Consider the following 17,184-nt stretch of genomic DNA (forward strand, 5'->3'; position numbering starts at 1 on the left):
CCCGTTTTTACAGCCGTAACTCATGGAATCAATAGCACCCGAATTCTTTATGATAGAGGCAGAGGATCGGCGGCAACTTATAACTTATTAAAGGTTATGGCATAAACAGGATGATAACTTACAAAAGAAAAGTGATACCCGTGATGGTATCTGTCGCGTTGCTGAGCGGTTGTACCATTTTTCCTGGTTCGCATTTGACGACCGGTGGCAAGGAAGTGATTAAACAACAGGATGCAGATTTCAACATCAGTAAACTGGTCAATGTTTATCCGATGACGCCCTACCTGATTGAGAAAATGCGGGCAAAACCGCTGGTAGCTCAAGCAAACTCAGCACTGGATCGTGAACTGCAAAGCTACGAATATCATATAGGCGTCGGTGACGTGCTGATGATTACCGTATGGGATCACCCTGAATTGACCACCCCTGCAGGTACTTACCGTGCAGCAGCAGATACTGGCAACTGGGTACACGCTGACGGCACTATTTTTTACCCTTATATTGGCAAAGTGACTGTTGCGGGTAAAGCAGTCACCCAGGTTCGCGATGAGATAATGCACCGCTTGGCGCAATACATTGAATCTCCACAGGTGGAAGTGAGCATTGCCGCATTCCGCTCGCAGAAAGTATATGTTTCTGGTGAAGTGGCGACTTCTGGTCAGCAGGCTGTCACTAACGTGCCGTTAACTATTCTGGATGCCATCAATAAAGCGGGTGGGCTGACTGAAAACGCTGATTGGCGTAATGTGGTGCTGACCCACAACGGGCAGGAAAAACGTATTTCCCTTCAGGCGTTGATGCAAAACGGCGACCTTTCTCAGAACCAACTTCTTTACCCCGGCGATATCCTTTATGTGCCACGCAACGATGGTCTGAAGGTGTTTGTGATGGGGGAAGTAAAAAAGCAAAGCACGCTGAAAATGGACCGCAGCGGCATGACGCTCACCGAAGCGCTCGGCAATGCGGAAGGGATGGATCAGGCGATGTCTGACGCCACCGGTGTGTTTGTTATTCGCCCGCTGCGCGGTACACAAGGCCCGAAATTAGCCGATATCTACCAGTTGAATACTGCGGATGCTACATCGCTGGTGATGGGGACGGAGTTCCAGCTGCAGCCCTATGATGTGGTTTATGTAACGACCGCACCTCTGGTGCGTTGGAACCGCGTAATTTCGCAATTGGCTCCAACCATATCAGCATTTAATGATCTAACCGAAGGCGCGCTGCGTGTGCGTACTTGGCCGTAATCGTTCACGGATACGCGAAGAACGTCATGTTTGATTCCATTTTAGTAGTATGCGTCGGCAATATCTGCCGCTCCCCGACTGGGGAGCGGTTATTAAAACAGCTATTGCCAACTAAAAAAATCGCTTCGGCTGGACTTGGCGCTCTGGTTGAGCACTCCACGGACAACACTGCCAGTGATGTAGCCAGTGCGCACGGCCTTTCACTGGAAGGGCATTCAGCCCAACAGCTCACCAAATCCTTGTGCAGAGAATATGACCTGATTTTGGTGATGGAAAAAGGCCACATCGATGCAGTGGGGCGCATGGCACCGGAAGTGCGTGGCAAGACCATGCTGTTTGGCCACTGGCTGAACCAGAGAGAAATTGCTGACCCTTATCGCAAAAGCCGTGAAGCTTTTGAATTTGTTTATTTGCAACTAGAGCAGTCGGCCCAAAAATGGGCGCAGGCTTTAAATCGATAATTTTCAGAGAAACCGATGGCAGAGAAAAATTCAGTGAAAACGTCTGAAACTGATCGTTCAGATGAGATTGATTTGGGGCGATTGCTTGGAACCCTGCTAGATAATCGTTGGTTGATTATTGGTGTAACGGCGCTGTTTACCATAGTTGGTATTATGTATGCCATGCTGGCTACACCAATTTATAAAGCGGATGCATTGATACAGGTAGAGCAAAGCGGTGGCGATTCACTGCTTAAAGATATCTCCAGCATGTTGCCGGATTCAAAACCGCAATCAGCGGCTGAAATCGAGTTAATCAAGTCGCGTATGGTAATGGGAAAGACTATTACTGATTTGGCATTAGATATTGATGTGCGTCAGAAATACTTTCCCATCATTGGTAAAGGTATTGCGCGCTTAACGGATGCTCTGCCAGGCCAAATTGCTGTATCTCGCCTTGATGTCCCTGAAAGTTGGCAGGATGAACCACTGACGCTGAACGTTATCGATAAAGAGAATTACACTTTAACGGGAGGGGGCACCGTTTCTTTCTCCGGTAAGGTGGGACAGGTAGAGAGTCATAATGGTATTGATCTCTTGGTAAGTGATATTCAAGCTAAGAACGGTACCGTTTTTCGCCTAAGAAAACTTAATCCGTTAACAGCAATTAATGCATTATTAGATGATTTTACTGTTGCTGATAAAGGGAAGGATACCGGTGTTTTGGGGTTAAGCTTAGAAGGTGAAGATCCTATCTTAACCACCAAGATTCTAAACAGTATCAGCCAGAACTATCTGCAACAAAACGTTGAGCGTAAATCAGAAGAAGCAGGGCGTAGCCTTGAGTTTTTAAAAGAACAGTTGCCAAATGTGCGTGGTCAACTGAATGATGCAGAAAATAAATTAAACACCTTTCGCCAACAAAATGACTCTGTTGATCTTTCGTTAGAGGCGAAAGCAGTTTTGGATACCATGGTATCTGTTGAATCTCAACTTAATGAATTGACGTTTAAAGAAGCAGAGATCTCCAAACTCTATACCCGTGAGCACCCTGCCTACCGTGCGCTGATGGAAAAACGCAAAACCTTGCAGCAAGAGCGCGATAAGCTGAATAAGCGTGTAGGTGCCATGCCGAAAACCCAGCAAGAGATTTTGCGTTTAACCCGTGATGTGCAGGCGGGGCAAGAAGTGTATATGCAACTACTGAATAAACAGCAGGAACTGAGCATCAACAAAGTCAGCACAGTGGGCAATGTACGTATTATTGATAAGGCGGTTGTGCAGCCTAGACCCGTTAAACCTAAAAAGCCATTGATTGTGTTGCTGACGATGATTTTAGGTGGGATGGTCTCCACGGCATTTGTGATTTTGAAAACCCTATTGCACAAAGGAATTGAAAGCCCAGAGCAACTAGAGGAGTTGGGCATTAACGTTTATGCCAGTGTACCTCTCTCTGAGTGGCAACAGAAGAAAGACAAAGCGTTGTTGGCCAAGGGCAAGGAAAGCAACACCCTTTTTACAGAACTGCTTGCTATAGGTAACCCGACTGATTTAGCCATTGAGGCCATCCGCAGCTTACGCACCAGCCTGAACTTTGCCATGATGGAAGCTAAAAATAATGTACTGATGATTTCGGGTGCCAGTCCCTCTATTGGTAAAACGTTTATCAGTGCCAACCTAGGGGCTGTTATCGCTCAGGCGGGGCAGCGTGTACTGATCATTGACTGTGATATGCGCAAAGGCTATGCCCATGAGTTGATGGGGGTACAGAGCAACAATGGGCTTTCTGATATTCTCTCCGGGCAGATCCAAGCCAAAGATGCGGTGCGTAAAACTTATATGGAGGGTATGGATTTTATTCCGCGTGGTCAGGTGCCACCGAATCCTTCTGAGTTATTGATGCATGGTCGTTTCGCCGAATTTATTAAGTGGAGTGCTGAAAATTATGACTTGGTACTCCTAGATACCCCACCTATTCTTGCTGTAACGGATGCGTCCATTATTAGTCGCCATGCGGGCACATCCTTACTTGTTGCCCGTTTTGAGATGAATACGGTAAAAGAGATTGAAGTGAGTATTCGTCGCTTTGAGCAGAATGGCGCAGAAATTAAAGGTGTAATACTTAACGCAATTTTTAAGCGCGCAGCTGGTTATTATGAGTATGGTAATTACAACTCTTTATTATACATGTGAATATAAAGCTCATAAATAAATGAGAGTAATAGCTGCCAGTCTGCGTAGGTGGCGGGTTGGTGGCCTTTTTGGGTACATTCATCTATGGAAAAACCATTAATAAGTGTCATCATACCAGTTTTTAATGCTGAGAATTATATTAAAGAAGCAGTAGAATCAATCATTCAACAGTCTTATACAAATATTGAAATTATCATTATTAACGATGGCTCCGTTGATGGTACATCTGAAATTCTAAATAAATTGAACGATTCAAGGATTAAGATATATGAGAGATATAATAAAGGGTTAGTATATACTCTCAATGAACTCGTTCAGTGTGCTAAAGGAAAATATATTGCAAGAATGGATGCAGATGATATATCCATGCCCAATAGATTAGAGGAACAAGTTAAATATTTGGAGTGCGGTTTTGATATTGTTGGTTCGAATCTCGTAAAGATTGATAACAATAATCAGACAATAGGTTATTCTAAATATCCTTTAACACAAGATGAGATAATGTCATATATACCATTTAACTCCCCATTTTCTCATCCAACAGTAATGGCCAAACGGTGGGTATATGAGTTGAAATATAAAGATGAATATTTTATGGCGGAAGATTATGCTTTGTGGTTAGAAGCAATATTCTTTAATGGTGCAAAGGTTTTGAATATAGAAGCCCCATTGTTAAACTACCGCATTCATAAAAATAGCGTATCAAGAAAAAATATGTATGCACAACTAGAAAAAGCATGTGATGTAAGGAGAAAATATATCACTGATCACATTATAGAGAATACTTATGGAAACGCAAAAAAATTTGTGTTTAGAGGTAAGAAAAATAATGTTATTGGTTTTTTTATAGATGGGTTGAAATACCTAAAAGTTAAACCAGATTTTTTTAGAACGAAATTGTTTTTTAAGATAATGATTATGCAGATGAGAAGTTTTTACAAATCATGATGTCATTGATAAAAAACATATTCTATTTAGGTGTTGTAAAATTTTCACGGTTAATTATACCATTACTTATAATTCCAGTCTTGTCTAATGTTTTTTCAAAAGAGTATCTGTCATATTATTTTACGGCAAATCTAGTAGCTGCTTGGGTTGCTATTATAATAGATTATGCTTTTGACTATTCAATGGTGAGGAAGATAACAGGCAAAGCAGGTAAGAATAAGTTTACACATAATGCTTTAGTCGGTGTTCTGCATGTAAAAGTGATTGTATTGATTTTTCTCACAATTACTTCTCTAGCATATTCCTTGTATGATAACATCGGGTTATATGTTTTTTGGGGAGTGCTATTGGGTGCGGCACAGTCATTCTCGCCTGTCTGGCTATATATGGCTGTAAATAAGGTTTTGAAAGTTAGCGTTGTGACACTTTTAGTTAATCTAGTATTCTTACCATTATGCTTATTAGTTTCTAATGACCAGGGACTTTGGGGTCTTCTGCTTGGATTAGTGTTGCTGAGGCTTTCAGGAGCAATTTATTTAACATTACCATATCTGTCATTGTATAATGTTGTACTGTCTTCAGCGAAACTTAAGAGTTATTTTATTTGGGGATGGAGTATGTTTAGATTCCAGGCATTAGCTTCCCTATATACGTCTTTTCCTGGTTTCTATTACACATTAGTTGGATCGCATTCTGGCATCACAGCTTTTGGTATCGCTGATCGTGTTACAAAGGCTGGTGGTGCAGCATTGAGTCCCATAATACAAGCTGTTTACCCTTTCATTTGTCGTATGATAAATACTAAAGATGATGAGTTGAAGTCTAGAAGAAAGTTTTTAGCATGTTTCCAGATAGGATCTGCTGCATTATATGTTATTTTTATCTATCTATTCTCTGAGATAATCACAAGTTATCTTATTGCTGATTGGATGTATGCTGAAAAGATTCTTAAAATATATAGTTGGTCAATATTCTTTGTTTCAATTAGTAATGTATATGGTGTTCAAGGTATATTAGCATTAGGTTATATAAAGCCTTTTAACAAAGTTATTCTTGCCGTTACTATTACACATTTTCCTTTGTTGATTATTCTTTCAAAATATTATGATGGGTTAGGTGTTGCGTATTCAATTGTTATATCTGAATTTATTTCAGCATTTTTAATGTTTTTATTATATCGGGTGTTGATAAAAAATGATTAGAAATATTATAGCAATTATCCGGGCGCGGTTATGGTGTCTTTTACATCATGTTAGTATGCCTATTACATCAACGATAGGTCCTAATTCATTGTTAACGTATGCAAGAGGGAATTTTCGTTGCTATGGCCGATTGGTCGCAAGAAGTGGATTAAAAGTATGTGTGGATGGCGGAAATATTATTATAAAAGGGAATGTTTTTTTTAATAATGATGTATCCATAAATTCTATGGATAAAATTGAAATAGGTTCTGGATGTATGTTTGGTGAGGGAGTAAAAATTTATGATCATGATCATAATATTCAATGTGATGTTGAGTACTCAAAGTCAGGATTTAATAAGGCTGAGGTTATTATTGGAAATCGAGTGTGGGTTGGATCAAATGTTGTTATATTAAAAGGCGTTATTATCGGTGATGGGGCTGTAATCGGTGCTGGTTCTGTTGTAACAAAAAACATCCCGTGTAATAAAATATTCATATCAAAGTAAATGAACTAGGCTGTGTCCCTTAATTGCTTGAGCTATAGTATCAATCTGTTTTTACGACACTTTTGATTATGGCTCGCTACGATCTTTTTGATGAAGCATGGGCAATCATTGAGCCCTTGTTGCCAACCGTTTTGACATCTCCGCGAGCCTGCCGGCCGTGGGCAGAACATCGAAAAATCTTCAACGGCATGTTCTGGATACTGTGTTCAGGTGCACCATGGCGTGATTTACCTGAACGTTACGGCCCATGGAAAACCGTTTATAATCGTTTCAATAGATGGTCAAAGTCTAGAATCATTAACATTATTTTCAATAAGTTACTTTCATTTCTTGATGCTCATGGACTTGTTGACTGGTCAGCCACTGCGCTGGATGGCAGTAATATCCGTGCGCTCAAATGTGCGGATGGCGCTCAAAAAAACATCTCGATATTACCAACGATAATAGCCTGGGTCGCTCACGAGGTGGTTATGGCACCAAAATCCACATGGCGACTGACGGAAGCGGCATCCCGTTAAATATCGTACTGAGTGCTGGGCAGAGTCACGAAAGCCTGTTTGCGTTACGACTCCTGGACGGAATTGGCGTGCAACGCCAGAACGGCAGCATGAAGCGTCGTGGCCATGCAGTACTGGCTGACAAAGCCTACTCTGGGAATGCACTACGTAACGAGTTGAGAGTTATGCTCATTTCTGGTGTACGGGGTTTCGGGGAGGGTAGCGTATCCTGCTGATTGATTTCGTGGATGATTTCAACAACAGAGAGATGATACCCCATGAAAAAGTCTACCCTACAGGTCTCCGCAGAACCAGATATTGCCGCTGATCCCTTGCATGAACCCATTCGTAATGGTGCCAGGCAACTGATAGCTGCCGCCGTTGAGGTTGAGCTCGAAGCCATGCTGCAACAACATGCTGAACGCCGCCTTGACGACGGGCGTCATGCTGTCGTTCGTAACGGCTATTTGCCACAGCGAACCATACAGACGGGCGGGTATTGGGGATGTTGAAATTAAAGTGCCTAAGCTCAGGGAGCGCAGCGGCAACGGAATATGCTTCAACAGCGCGTTGTTGCCGCCTTATCTGAAACGTGCAAAAAGCGTCGAAGAGTTGCTACTATGGCTGTACCTGCGAGGCATATCCACCGGTGATTTTCACGAAGCCCTGAGGGCGCTGCTCGGTGAAAAAGCGAATGGCCTCTCTGCCAGTACCATCAGCAGACTGAAACAGCAATGGCTTGAAGAGCACAGGCAATGGTGCCTGCGTGATTTAAGCGATACGCGCTACATTTATTTCTGGGCCGATGGCATATACAGCCATGTCAGGCAAGATGATCGCCTTTGCCTGCTGCTCATTATCGGCGTCACTGAGCATGGACGTAAGGAGCTGGTTGCGGTCGAAGATGGTTATCGAGAGTCAGAAGCAAACTGGGCCGAACTTCTTAATGGCCTGCGAGCACGTGGCCTAACCGTATCTCCGAAGCTGGCTACGGGAGACGGTGCCCTTGGTTTTTGGAATAATGGCAAAGATATTCCCGGACACGCAGCACCAACGCTGTTGGGTGCACAAAACCGCTAATGTGTTGGCTTCACACCCCAAAGCCATGCAACCGAAAGTTAAGGCTGAGCTGCGGGAGGTTTGGCTAGCAGAGAGCCGCGATGCCGCTAATGAAGCCTTTGATGTTTTGTTGGCAAGGTTTTCAGCGAAGTATCCTGCAGCGATGAAGAAGCTGGAGAAAGCTCGAGAAGAACTGCTGGCATTCTACGACTTCCCGTCAGAGCACTGGGCGTCAATAAGAACGACAAATCCGATTGAATCGGCTTTTGCGACTGTGAGGCTACGAAGCAGAGGCGCGAAGAACGGTGGTTCGAGAGAAACAACCCTGTCAATGGTATTTAAGCTGCTCCAGTCTGCTCAGAAAAGCTGGAACCGACTAAGAGGATTTGACCTGCTGACCCTGGTTGTAAGCAACGTCCAATCTAAGGATGGAGAACAGATTCATGAAGCATCAGAGCGGAACGTAGCCTGATCGCCATACACCAGATTTGCTAATAACTCCGAGTTGAAAAAAAGAGGGATAAAAACGGTTATTCCCCGAAAATCAAATGAAAAACTGGCTTCAGATGGACGCTCGCAACTTGATCGTGATGCTTATCGCCGTCGCAACGTTGTGGAAAGGTGTTTTGGCCGTTTAAAGGAATATCGACGGATCGCCACACGTTATGAAAAAATGGCAAGAAACTATCTAGCAATGGTGAAACTGGGCTGCATCCGCTTGTTTTACCGCCGGTTACGCAATTAAGGGACACAGCCTAGTTCCAGATTTGGACTGGTGCTTCTCATGCCCGAGGTGATGGGTCATTTCAGCATTAAGGGCAGCTTCAACGCTGAGCTTTTTCAGCAGGCTGATCAAACTGGTTGAGAGCGTCAGGGGTTTTGAGATTTTTGGCCAGCTCGTTAGCCAAAGCCTGTAACTGTTTTTCGTCCATAAAGTAACCTGCTTTTGATGTTGGATTGAACATATGCTTTGTTGAATAATAGGTAATCATGCTGTTTTTCCATGCCAGTTTTGGTTGAAAATGCTTCTCATCTCAGGTGTACACTTTTCTCATGAGGCCTAACTGCATGATTTTACGTTGCGAGGATCCGTCGTTTCGCTGGGCTGCCAGCATAAAATCTATTTATTCAACAAAGCCTTGAACATATCAAAATCAGGCAATTACACAATCTCGTGTACAGGCTCCAAATAAGATGAGTTCATTAACTATATATATTTTGCTATTTTTTAGCGTCTTTTCAATAAGAGTTCCTTTTTTTTATAATTCAACAGTATTAGCTTTTATCATATTATCATTTTTATTGTTATTCTTAAACACACGTAAATTGGTAATAAATTTTGGAATATTTAAGAGTAAAATATTTATTCTTCTTTTCCCATTATATTGCTTATTATTTTTGTTTTGTTTCATATTTCCATATTACCATGACACGAATGACTACAGTAAACATTGGGCACTTTTATCGCAGGTCTTTTCTATAATAACTATTTATTTATTAGCCCAGCTTGCTAATAAAAAAATCAATGATGATCTTGTGTATTTTAGTGCCAAAGCAATATTTGTTATTTACACTATTCAAGCATTTTTTGTGTTGATTTGTTTTTTATTTCCGAGTGTTAACGAATTAATGGAAATTTTCAGGTCACCAGATGGTACTCAATATGATAGTTTTGGTAGGTATGAGGGGGTTAAGAGGCTATCTTTATCTGGCGGGCAATACTTTACACTATCAGCATCATGGGTAATGTCATTTATTATTACATCATTTTATTTCAAAGAAAATAAAACAACTCCTCTGTTAATCATTACCTTTCTTATAGCGTTTTTGTTTGCAGGAGTAAGTGCTGGTAGAATAGTTTTTTTGGGATTCTTTTTTTCAATTTTTTTCTTGGCCAAGGATTTATTTGTCAGGAGGGTTTTAGTCACTATATTGGCATGTTTCATGATGTCAATAACATTTTTTTACTTATTCTCATCATATACAGATAATTTTAATAGATACATAAATTTTGCCTTTGAGCTATATTATAACTGGAAGCAGCATGGAAATATGTCAAGTGAATCCACTGACATTCTTAAATCAATGTACTTCACTATTGATCTTGATACATTCTTATTTGGGCATGGCAGATATATGCAAGACAATGGATTGTATTACTTAAATACAGATGCCGGATATCTGAGGATGATATTATTTTACGGTATTTTTGGACTGTTACTAAATATAGTTATTGATTTGATAAAGCTTTATTTAATAACGGTTTATTCAGGTTATAGGTTGAATTTTGTAGCGATCCTTTTAGGTGCATCTTTATTTTTAATTCATGTGAAAGGTGAAACGTTTAACCATATAGTTTCTGTGCAAGCTATATTATATTGGTTGCTTTTTTCTTGCTATTTTTATAATAAAAGAGAAAGAATTATAATCAAAGAGAAAGAATTATAATCAATGCGTATAAAAATATTGTTTTATTGTAAAGATTTTTACCCAATGCATAATGGGTATGCCAATGCGTATAAGTATTTACTTGATTCGCTAAGCAAGGCGCGTAACTATGATTTAACTGTATTCACTACTACCGATCTTTTAGATTGTCAAGAGATTAATATTGATGACGTGGTAATTATTCGAGAAAACGCTCTATCTAAAATTAAGTATATACGATATGTCCTCAATGCAAAAAAAATAGCGCAGAAATTAAATTTTATATGTAAACAAAAAAAAATTGATTTACTATTTATTGAATCAGGAGATGAACCATTAATTATACGATTTTTAGATAAAAAAATTCTTCCCAAAACGATTGTTAGATACCACTCTACGAGTGATACTGAATATACAGAGTTTTTTCCTGGGATAAACAATAAAATTAATAAGTTTATTCAAAAAACAATCATTCCGTCATATCTTGTCAATTATTGTTCGACTAATGATTATCATATAAATTTTTTAAAAAAAAGCTTTCTGAAGGATAATGAGTATCTTATATCTAATAAAAATTTTTTCAAAATACCTAATACATTAAATATAGATATAAAAACATCAAGTGATGTGTTCAAGAAGAAGAAAAAGATTTTTATATTGGGCCGTATGAATAAAGAGGGTTTTTTGCAGAAAGGATTTAAGGATATTTTATATGCATTGTCTGGACTTAAGAAAAGTGATTTAAATGGATATTCTTTTTTGATTGTTGGTGATGGTATCTTCTATGAAAAAATTGAAAAAATGTTTCTTAATTCTGCGATTTCTGAATCAGTGAGTATTGTACGACAAATGCTTCATTGTGAAGTTCTTTCTTATTTATCAGAAAGTCGAGCCGTAATTTTAGCCTCGCGTTTTGAAGGGCATTCCATGTTTGCATTAGAAGCGATTGCATCGGGTTGTATTGGCTTGTTTTCAAAAGCTGGTGCTTTGCCTTTGATGGTACCAAATGATCGTTTTTTATTTAATACACAAGACTCTTTTGATTTACTTCAGAAAATAAAGATTTTCTTAAACCTCGACGATGATGAAATTGAAAAATGCTGTATTGAGCACTCTAAATGGTTTGAAAATAATTTTTCGCAATCCAAAGTATTAGAATATTTTGATCATGCTGTGAGCTGTATTAATGAAAAATAAAAAAATACTATTCCTTGATGCGTTTAGTGCCAAGGTGTCTGGCGCACAAAAAGTTGCGTTTAACATATTCAATTCACTCATCGCGCTAGATTTTGATGTTGTTACTGTACACCGTTGTGCGCCTAATCCAGTCGCTGATTTATATGATGGAACAAGCTGTGAAAAACTATGCCTTCCTTTTGAATTTTTTTTAAAGAAAATCTTTGGAAACGGCAACTTTGATGGTAAAACGCAATTGCTTAAATTCTTTCATATAATTAAATACTTTTTCTTTTTGATACTAATTAATCTTTGGGTAATATACCGAACCAAGCAAAAAAAATGTAATTACATATATACATATGATATTAGAGGGTTAAGTCTAGCATGTTTATTTTCAAAATTATTTGGCATTAAAGTTATATGGCATTTACATGGAGAAATTAAAAACTCTTTTATTTTAAACTTAATAATAAAAAACTCATGCTATAGAATAATTTGCCCATCAGAATATATTAAGAATACGATAAAAAATGATACTGCATCTGTGATTCTAAATGGATTTTATTTTCCTCCATACTCAATCGTAGAAAAAGAAAAAAATGTAGACGAAATTAATATACTTTATGTTGGTGCACTAACACCACAGAAAGGAATTCATTTCTTAATAGATGTACTCTCTCAAAAAGAATTCTTAGAAAAAAAAATAAAATTAAAGATTGTAGGTGATTATATAGGTCATCTATGGTACTCAAAATTCATTAATGAGCTTATCGATAAGTCTTTAGTCCAAGTAGAGATGGTCGGTTGGCAAAATAATGTTGCTAATTACTATCTATGGGCAGATGTAGTTTGCTTTACATCTTTAGAAAGAGGCATCATAAATTATGATGGATGCAATCATTACTTTAAGTCTAGCGAAGCTCTACCAACAGTGTTGATTGAAGCGATTGCCGCTGGTAAGCCTGTTGTATCCACAATAATTGCAGGTAGTCCTGAAATTGTGAACCATGGCTTCACTGGCTTTTTAGTAAATGAAGACATTGCTCAATATGGAAACGCTATACTTAAAGCTAGAAACTTAAAAATTAATTGCAGTGATATTGATGCTCATAGAGAAAAATTTTCACTGGAAAAGATGAAAACCGAGATCAAAAGATTGTTCTGTGAGGAGTAGTATGCCAAGTATTTCTTATAAAATATTTTCAACTGTACTAGCTCGGACTCCGCTGAAATTTAATATTTTCGTTCTCTATTTTAGAAGATTCAAAGAATTACCCAATTTAAAAATGCCAACAACATTTAATGAAAAAATTCAATATAGAAAGATTCATGACAGGAATCCATTACTTACGATAATGGCTGATAAATTAGCCTCGAAAATATATGTCCAAGAGAAAACAGATAGCGTATATATACCAAGAGTATTATGGGAAGGGATCTCTCTAGAATCTCTTTACCATGAAAAATTGCCCTCAAACTTTGTTATTAAAGCTAACCATGGAAGCCAAACAAATCTTTTTATTAAAGATAATCAACTTCCACCATTACATGAACTTGAAAAATTGAGACAAAAATGGTTTTCGCACGATCAGGCTAGAGTCCTTGGGGAGTGGGCATATGCAAACATACCAAGAAAAATTTTTATTGAAGAGTTTATGGAGTTTGAAGGATCAGTCCCTGATGATTATAAATTTTTTGTATTTCACGGGAAGGTAAAACTTGTTCAATTCGATGTTGGAAGATTTACTAATCATCAACGTTCAATACTCGACCCTGAATGGAATGAGTATGATCTTGAGTACAGTTACCCTAAAGTAACACCTCTACCACCAAAACCTTTTTTTTTGGATGAAATGATTCTGGCAGCCGAAAAAATTGCAGAAGATATTGATTTTGCGAGAGTTGATCTTTATTGGTTTGATCAGAAAGTTACTTTTGGTGAGATAACCTTATATCCTGGTGCCGGCTTCGAAAAATTCCCTGATATATTTTACGATGAGTTATTTGGATCTTTTTGGTAATGAATATGAAAAAAATTAATGGTAGTGTTGAATATGATTTCATAATTGTGGGTTCTGGTCTATTCGGTAGCATATGTGCATATGAACTCAAAAAAAAAGGGATGAAAGTTCTTGTTTTGGAAAAAAGAGAACATATAGGTGGTAATATTTATACAGAAAACATGGAGGGTATTCAAGTTCATAAATATGGTGCCCATATATTTCATACTAATGATCAGGATGTTTGGGACTACCTAAATCAATTTGTTAAGTTCAATAATTTTGTTAACGAGCCGATAGCAAATTTTAAAGGGAAAATATTTAATCTTCCTTTTAATATGAATACATTTTATCAGATGTGGGGAGTTACAACTCCTAAGGAAGCAAAGGATAAAATTGCTGAACAGCAAGAGGAATTAGTTGGGATTGAGCCTAATAATTTAGAACAACAGGCCATAAAATTGATTGGGCGCGATATTTACGCTACCTTGATTAAAGGCTATACAGAGAAACAATGGGGGCGTAGTGCTACAGAATTACCCCCATTCATTATCAATAGGTTGCCTGTAAGATTTGTATATAATAACAATTACTTTTCAGATAAATTTCAAGGAATCCCTATTGGTGGGTATACAAAAATAATAGAGAAGTTATTAAACGGTATCGATGTTCTACTAAATGAGGATTTTAATCTTAAACAAGATTTTTACAGAAGCAAGGCAGGGAAAATTATCTACACTGGACCAATAGATCAATTTTTTAACTATAAATTTGGCCATCTAGAGTACAGGAGTTTGAAGTTTGAGACTGAAGTTTTAGATGAGGAAAATTATCAAGGTAATGCTGTTGTTAACTATACCGACTTTGAAGTTCCCTTTACAAGGATAATTGAACACAAACACTTTTATTTTATAAATTCTAAAAAAACAATTATTTCAAGGGAATATCCTATTGAATACAAGTCGGGCTTGGAACCATATTACCCTATTAATGATAAAAAAAATCAAGAAACATACTCTTTATATAGAAATTTAGCCAAGCAAGAAGATTCTGTCATTTTCGGTGGGCGTTTGGCTGAATACAAATACTATGATATGCATCATGTAGTAAGACTTTCTTTAAATTTGATCTCAAAGTTGTGAATTGATATGATAACAATCGCTATTAGTGCTAATACAAGTTGGTATATATACAACTTTAGAAGAAATACAATTCTTAAATTGTTTGCACTTGGGTATAAAGTGTTAATCATTGCACCTAAGGATAGCTATTCAATTAAACTTATTGATCTAGGATGCGATTTCATTAGTGTTGATATACAACAAAGAGGAAAGAATCCTTTAAAAGACCTACTTACTTTATGGGGGTTTTATAAAATATATAAAAAAAGCAAACCAGCTTTTGTATTAAACTTTACTCCCAAAAATAACATTTATAGTACTTTAGCTGCATCCTACTTAAAAATCAATGTCATAAATAACATTGCTGGTTTAGGGAGTGTATTCATTAATGATAGCATGACCAATAAAATTGCACGTAAACTTTATAAAATATCGCAACCAAGAGCTAATAAAATATTCTTTCAAAATAAAGATGATAAAGAGTTTTTTTTGTGCAAAGGGATTGTTAATGAAAATATTATCGATTTATTGCCAGGGTCGGGTGTTGATCTTGAACGTTTTTCTTTTTCACCAGCACCGAATGATCAAGTGGTCAGATTTATATTAGTAGCTAGAATGCTTTTTGATAAAGGTATTAGTTATTATGCCCGTGCGGCACATAAACTTAAAGATATATATGGTGCTGAAGTTGAGTTCTATCTGTTAGGCTTTATTGATGGAAAACACTCTGGTGCTATTGGTAAGGAACAAATATCCTCATGGGTAGACACTGGATATATTAATTACCTTGGTATATCTGATAAGGTAGAGGAAGAAATTGGTCGTGCTGATTGTGTTGTATTGCCATCTTTTTATAGGGAAGGTGTACCGAGGTCTTTGCTTGAAGCAGCAGCAATGGGGAAACCAATAGTAACTACTAATAATGTTGGTTGTAAAGAAACAGTCGAAGATGGAGTCAATGGTTTTCTATGTGAGCCTAGATCCGCTGAAAGTTTAATTCATGCGATGGACAGAATAATCAAACTATCTCATGAACAGCGACTTGCTATGGGGCACAAAAGCCGAGAATTGGTTGAAAGAAAATTTGATGAAAAGTTTGTTATCGAGAAATATATTAACGCAATTAAAGATGTAACTGCCTAATCATGTAACGTATTTTTATTGGCTTTGTTGAATAATAGTGAGTCATGCTGTTTTTCCAGCCAGTTTTGGTAGAAAATGCTTGTCACCTCAGGTTTACAGTTTTCTTATGAGGCCTAACTGCATGATTTTGCGTTGCGAGGATCTGTTGTTTCACCGGGGGTGCAGCATAAAATATGTTTATTCAACAAAGCCATTTTTATTCTAAAAGAAAAATTCTATGAAATATTTTATAACAGGTGCGGCTGGATTTATTGGGTTTCAAACGGCTAACTCATTACTTCTAAATGATAAAAATCAAGTTTGGGGGGGGGATAATTTAAATGATTACTATGATATTTCCTTAAAAAAGGCTAGATTGAAAGAGATCTCTCATCACTCTAAATTCAAATTCAGTATTTTAGATATTTGTGATAAAATATCTCTTGATGCAATGTTTGAGGATAATAAATTCGATTTCGTTATTCACCTTGCTGCACAAGCAGGGGTGCGGTATTCATTAGAAAACCCCTCGGCTTATTCAGATAGTAACTTGGTTGGATTTTTAAATGTACTTGAGTGCTGTCGTAAACATCAAGTTAAACATTTGGTATATGCATCATCAAGTTCAGTATATGGTCTCAATGAAAAAGTCCCATTTTCTACAAAGAATACAGTTGACCACCCCGTATCACTGTATGCGGCAACAAAGAAAGCCAATGAGTTGATGGCTCACGCGTATTCGCATTTGTATAATATTCCTACCACAGGCTTGCGTTTTTTTACAGTTTATGGCCCGTGGGGACGCCCCGACATGGCATTATTTAAATTTACTAAAAATATATTGAGTAATAAGCCAATTGATATTTACAATAATGGTGAGCTTAGTCGCGATTTTACCTATATTGACGATATAGTAGAGGGGATTATTCGAATTATCAATATTATTCCTGAGCGAGATGATTGCTGGCGCGTTGAGACTGGCAGTCCGGCAGCAAGCTCTGCTCCTTACCGTGTTTATAATATTGGAAACGGTAGTCCAATAAAATTGATGGATTTTGTTATAGCTTTGGAAAAAGAATTAGGGATTGAAGCAATTAAAAATTTCTTACCAATGCAATCAGGGGATGTTTATAAAACTTGGGCCGATACTGAAGCCTTCTTCTCTGTAACAGGTCACCAGCCTAAAATTAACCTCGATGAGGGAGTGCGTAAATTTGTCTCTTGGTATCGTGAATTTTATCAGAATTGAATGGTTTTTTATC

The 17,184-nt window shown here is 37.8% G+C and carries 12 protein-coding genes and 5 pseudogenes; 16 read left to right on the plus strand and 1 reads right to left on the minus strand.

Translation table 11 applies throughout. The annotated features are described in order from the left end of the window. Window positions 1–110 precede the first annotated feature (110 nt). The 9 genes and pseudogenes from ACD630_RS02370 to ACD630_RS02410 all read left to right on the plus strand — a co-directional run. Window positions 111–1,247 (plus strand): polysaccharide export protein, encoded by a 1,137-nt coding sequence (locus ACD630_RS02370; RefSeq protein WP_430358004.1) that lies wholly within the window; start codon window positions 111–113, stop codon window positions 1,245–1,247. A gap of 26 nt (window positions 1,248–1,273) precedes the next feature. After that, the gene (locus ACD630_RS02375) at window positions 1,274–1,708 is read left to right on the plus strand and encodes a protein tyrosine phosphatase (RefSeq protein ID WP_430358005.1); all 435 of its coding nucleotides are present in this window, start codon (window positions 1,274–1,276) and stop codon (window positions 1,706–1,708) included. A gap of 15 nt (window positions 1,709–1,723) precedes the next feature. Beyond that, window positions 1,724–3,880, plus strand: coding sequence for a tyrosine-protein kinase Wzc (gene wzc / locus ACD630_RS02380; RefSeq protein ID WP_430358006.1), 2,157 nt, complete (start codon window positions 1,724–1,726; stop codon window positions 3,878–3,880). Window positions 3,881–3,964: 84 nt separating this feature from the next. After that, on the plus strand, window positions 3,965–4,828 hold the full coding sequence (locus ACD630_RS02385; protein WP_430358007.1) for a glycosyltransferase family 2 protein: 864 nt from the start codon (window positions 3,965–3,967) through the stop codon (window positions 4,826–4,828). Next, complete coding sequence (locus ACD630_RS02390; RefSeq protein ID WP_430358008.1) at window positions 4,825–6,030, plus strand: hypothetical protein; 1,206 nt, start codon at window positions 4,825–4,827, stop codon at window positions 6,028–6,030. The genes ACD630_RS02385 and ACD630_RS02390 overlap by 4 nt, the downstream gene beginning before the upstream one ends. 355 nt (window positions 6,031–6,385) lie before the next feature. Next, window positions 6,386–6,487 (plus strand): annotated as a pseudogene (locus ACD630_RS02395) (DapH/DapD/GlmU-related protein); the annotation flags it as partial. A 98-nt stretch (window positions 6,488–6,585) separates the two neighbouring features. Then, window positions 6,586–7,196: pseudogene (locus ACD630_RS02400) on the plus strand (IS5 family transposase); the annotation flags it as partial. 96 nt (window positions 7,197–7,292) lie between these two features. Then, window positions 7,293–8,545: pseudogene (locus tag ACD630_RS02405) on the plus strand (IS256 family transposase). Window positions 8,546–8,563: 18 nt separating this feature from the next. Further along, window positions 8,564–8,818, plus strand: a pseudogene (locus ACD630_RS02410) (transposase); the annotation flags it as partial. 12 nt (window positions 8,819–8,830) lie between these two features. Here the strand turns inward: ACD630_RS02410 and ACD630_RS02415 are convergent. Next, window positions 8,831–9,005: pseudogene (locus ACD630_RS02415) on the minus strand (IS256 family transposase); the annotation flags it as partial. A gap of 262 nt (window positions 9,006–9,267) precedes the next feature. Here ACD630_RS02415 and ACD630_RS02420 point away from each other — a divergent pair. From ACD630_RS02420 to ACD630_RS02450, 7 genes are all read left to right on the plus strand, one after another. Then, window positions 9,268–10,521: a hypothetical protein gene (locus ACD630_RS02420; RefSeq protein ID WP_430358009.1), complete on the plus strand. Its 1,254-nt coding sequence runs from the start codon at window positions 9,268–9,270 to the stop codon at window positions 10,519–10,521. 3 nt (window positions 10,522–10,524) lie between these two features. After that, window positions 10,525–11,697, plus strand: a complete 1,173-nt coding sequence (locus ACD630_RS02425) for a glycosyltransferase family 4 protein (RefSeq protein ID WP_430358010.1) — start codon at window positions 10,525–10,527, stop codon at window positions 11,695–11,697. Further along, entirely contained in the window at window positions 11,687–12,853 is a 1,167-nt protein-coding gene (locus ACD630_RS02430; RefSeq protein WP_430358011.1) for a glycosyltransferase family 4 protein, read from the plus strand. Before ACD630_RS02425 ends, ACD630_RS02430 begins: the two co-directional genes overlap by 11 nt. A gap of 1 nt (window position 12,854) precedes the next feature. Next, window positions 12,855–13,700: an ATP-grasp fold amidoligase family protein gene (locus tag ACD630_RS02435; protein ID WP_430358012.1), complete on the plus strand. Its 846-nt coding sequence runs from the start codon at window positions 12,855–12,857 to the stop codon at window positions 13,698–13,700. Between the two features lie 5 nt (window positions 13,701–13,705). Further along, window positions 13,706–14,821 (plus strand): UDP-galactopyranose mutase, encoded by a 1,116-nt coding sequence (glf, locus tag ACD630_RS02440; RefSeq protein WP_430358013.1) that lies wholly within the window; start codon window positions 13,706–13,708, stop codon window positions 14,819–14,821. A 6-nt stretch (window positions 14,822–14,827) separates the two neighbouring features. Beyond that, window positions 14,828–15,943, plus strand: a complete 1,116-nt coding sequence (locus tag ACD630_RS02445) for a glycosyltransferase family 4 protein (RefSeq protein WP_430358014.1) — start codon at window positions 14,828–14,830, stop codon at window positions 15,941–15,943. 217 nt (window positions 15,944–16,160) lie between these two features. Beyond that, window positions 16,161–17,171 carry an NAD-dependent epimerase gene (locus ACD630_RS02450; protein WP_430358015.1) on the plus strand — a complete coding sequence of 337 codons (1,011 nt, stop codon included), beginning with the start codon at window positions 16,161–16,163 and terminating at the stop codon, window positions 17,169–17,171. The last annotated feature ends 13 nt before the right edge of the window (window positions 17,172–17,184 follow it).

Origin of the sequence: Symbiopectobacterium sp. RP (assembly GCF_050472005.1) — a bacterium.
In the GTDB taxonomy this organism is placed as follows: domain Bacteria; phylum Pseudomonadota; class Gammaproteobacteria; order Enterobacterales; family Enterobacteriaceae; genus Symbiopectobacterium.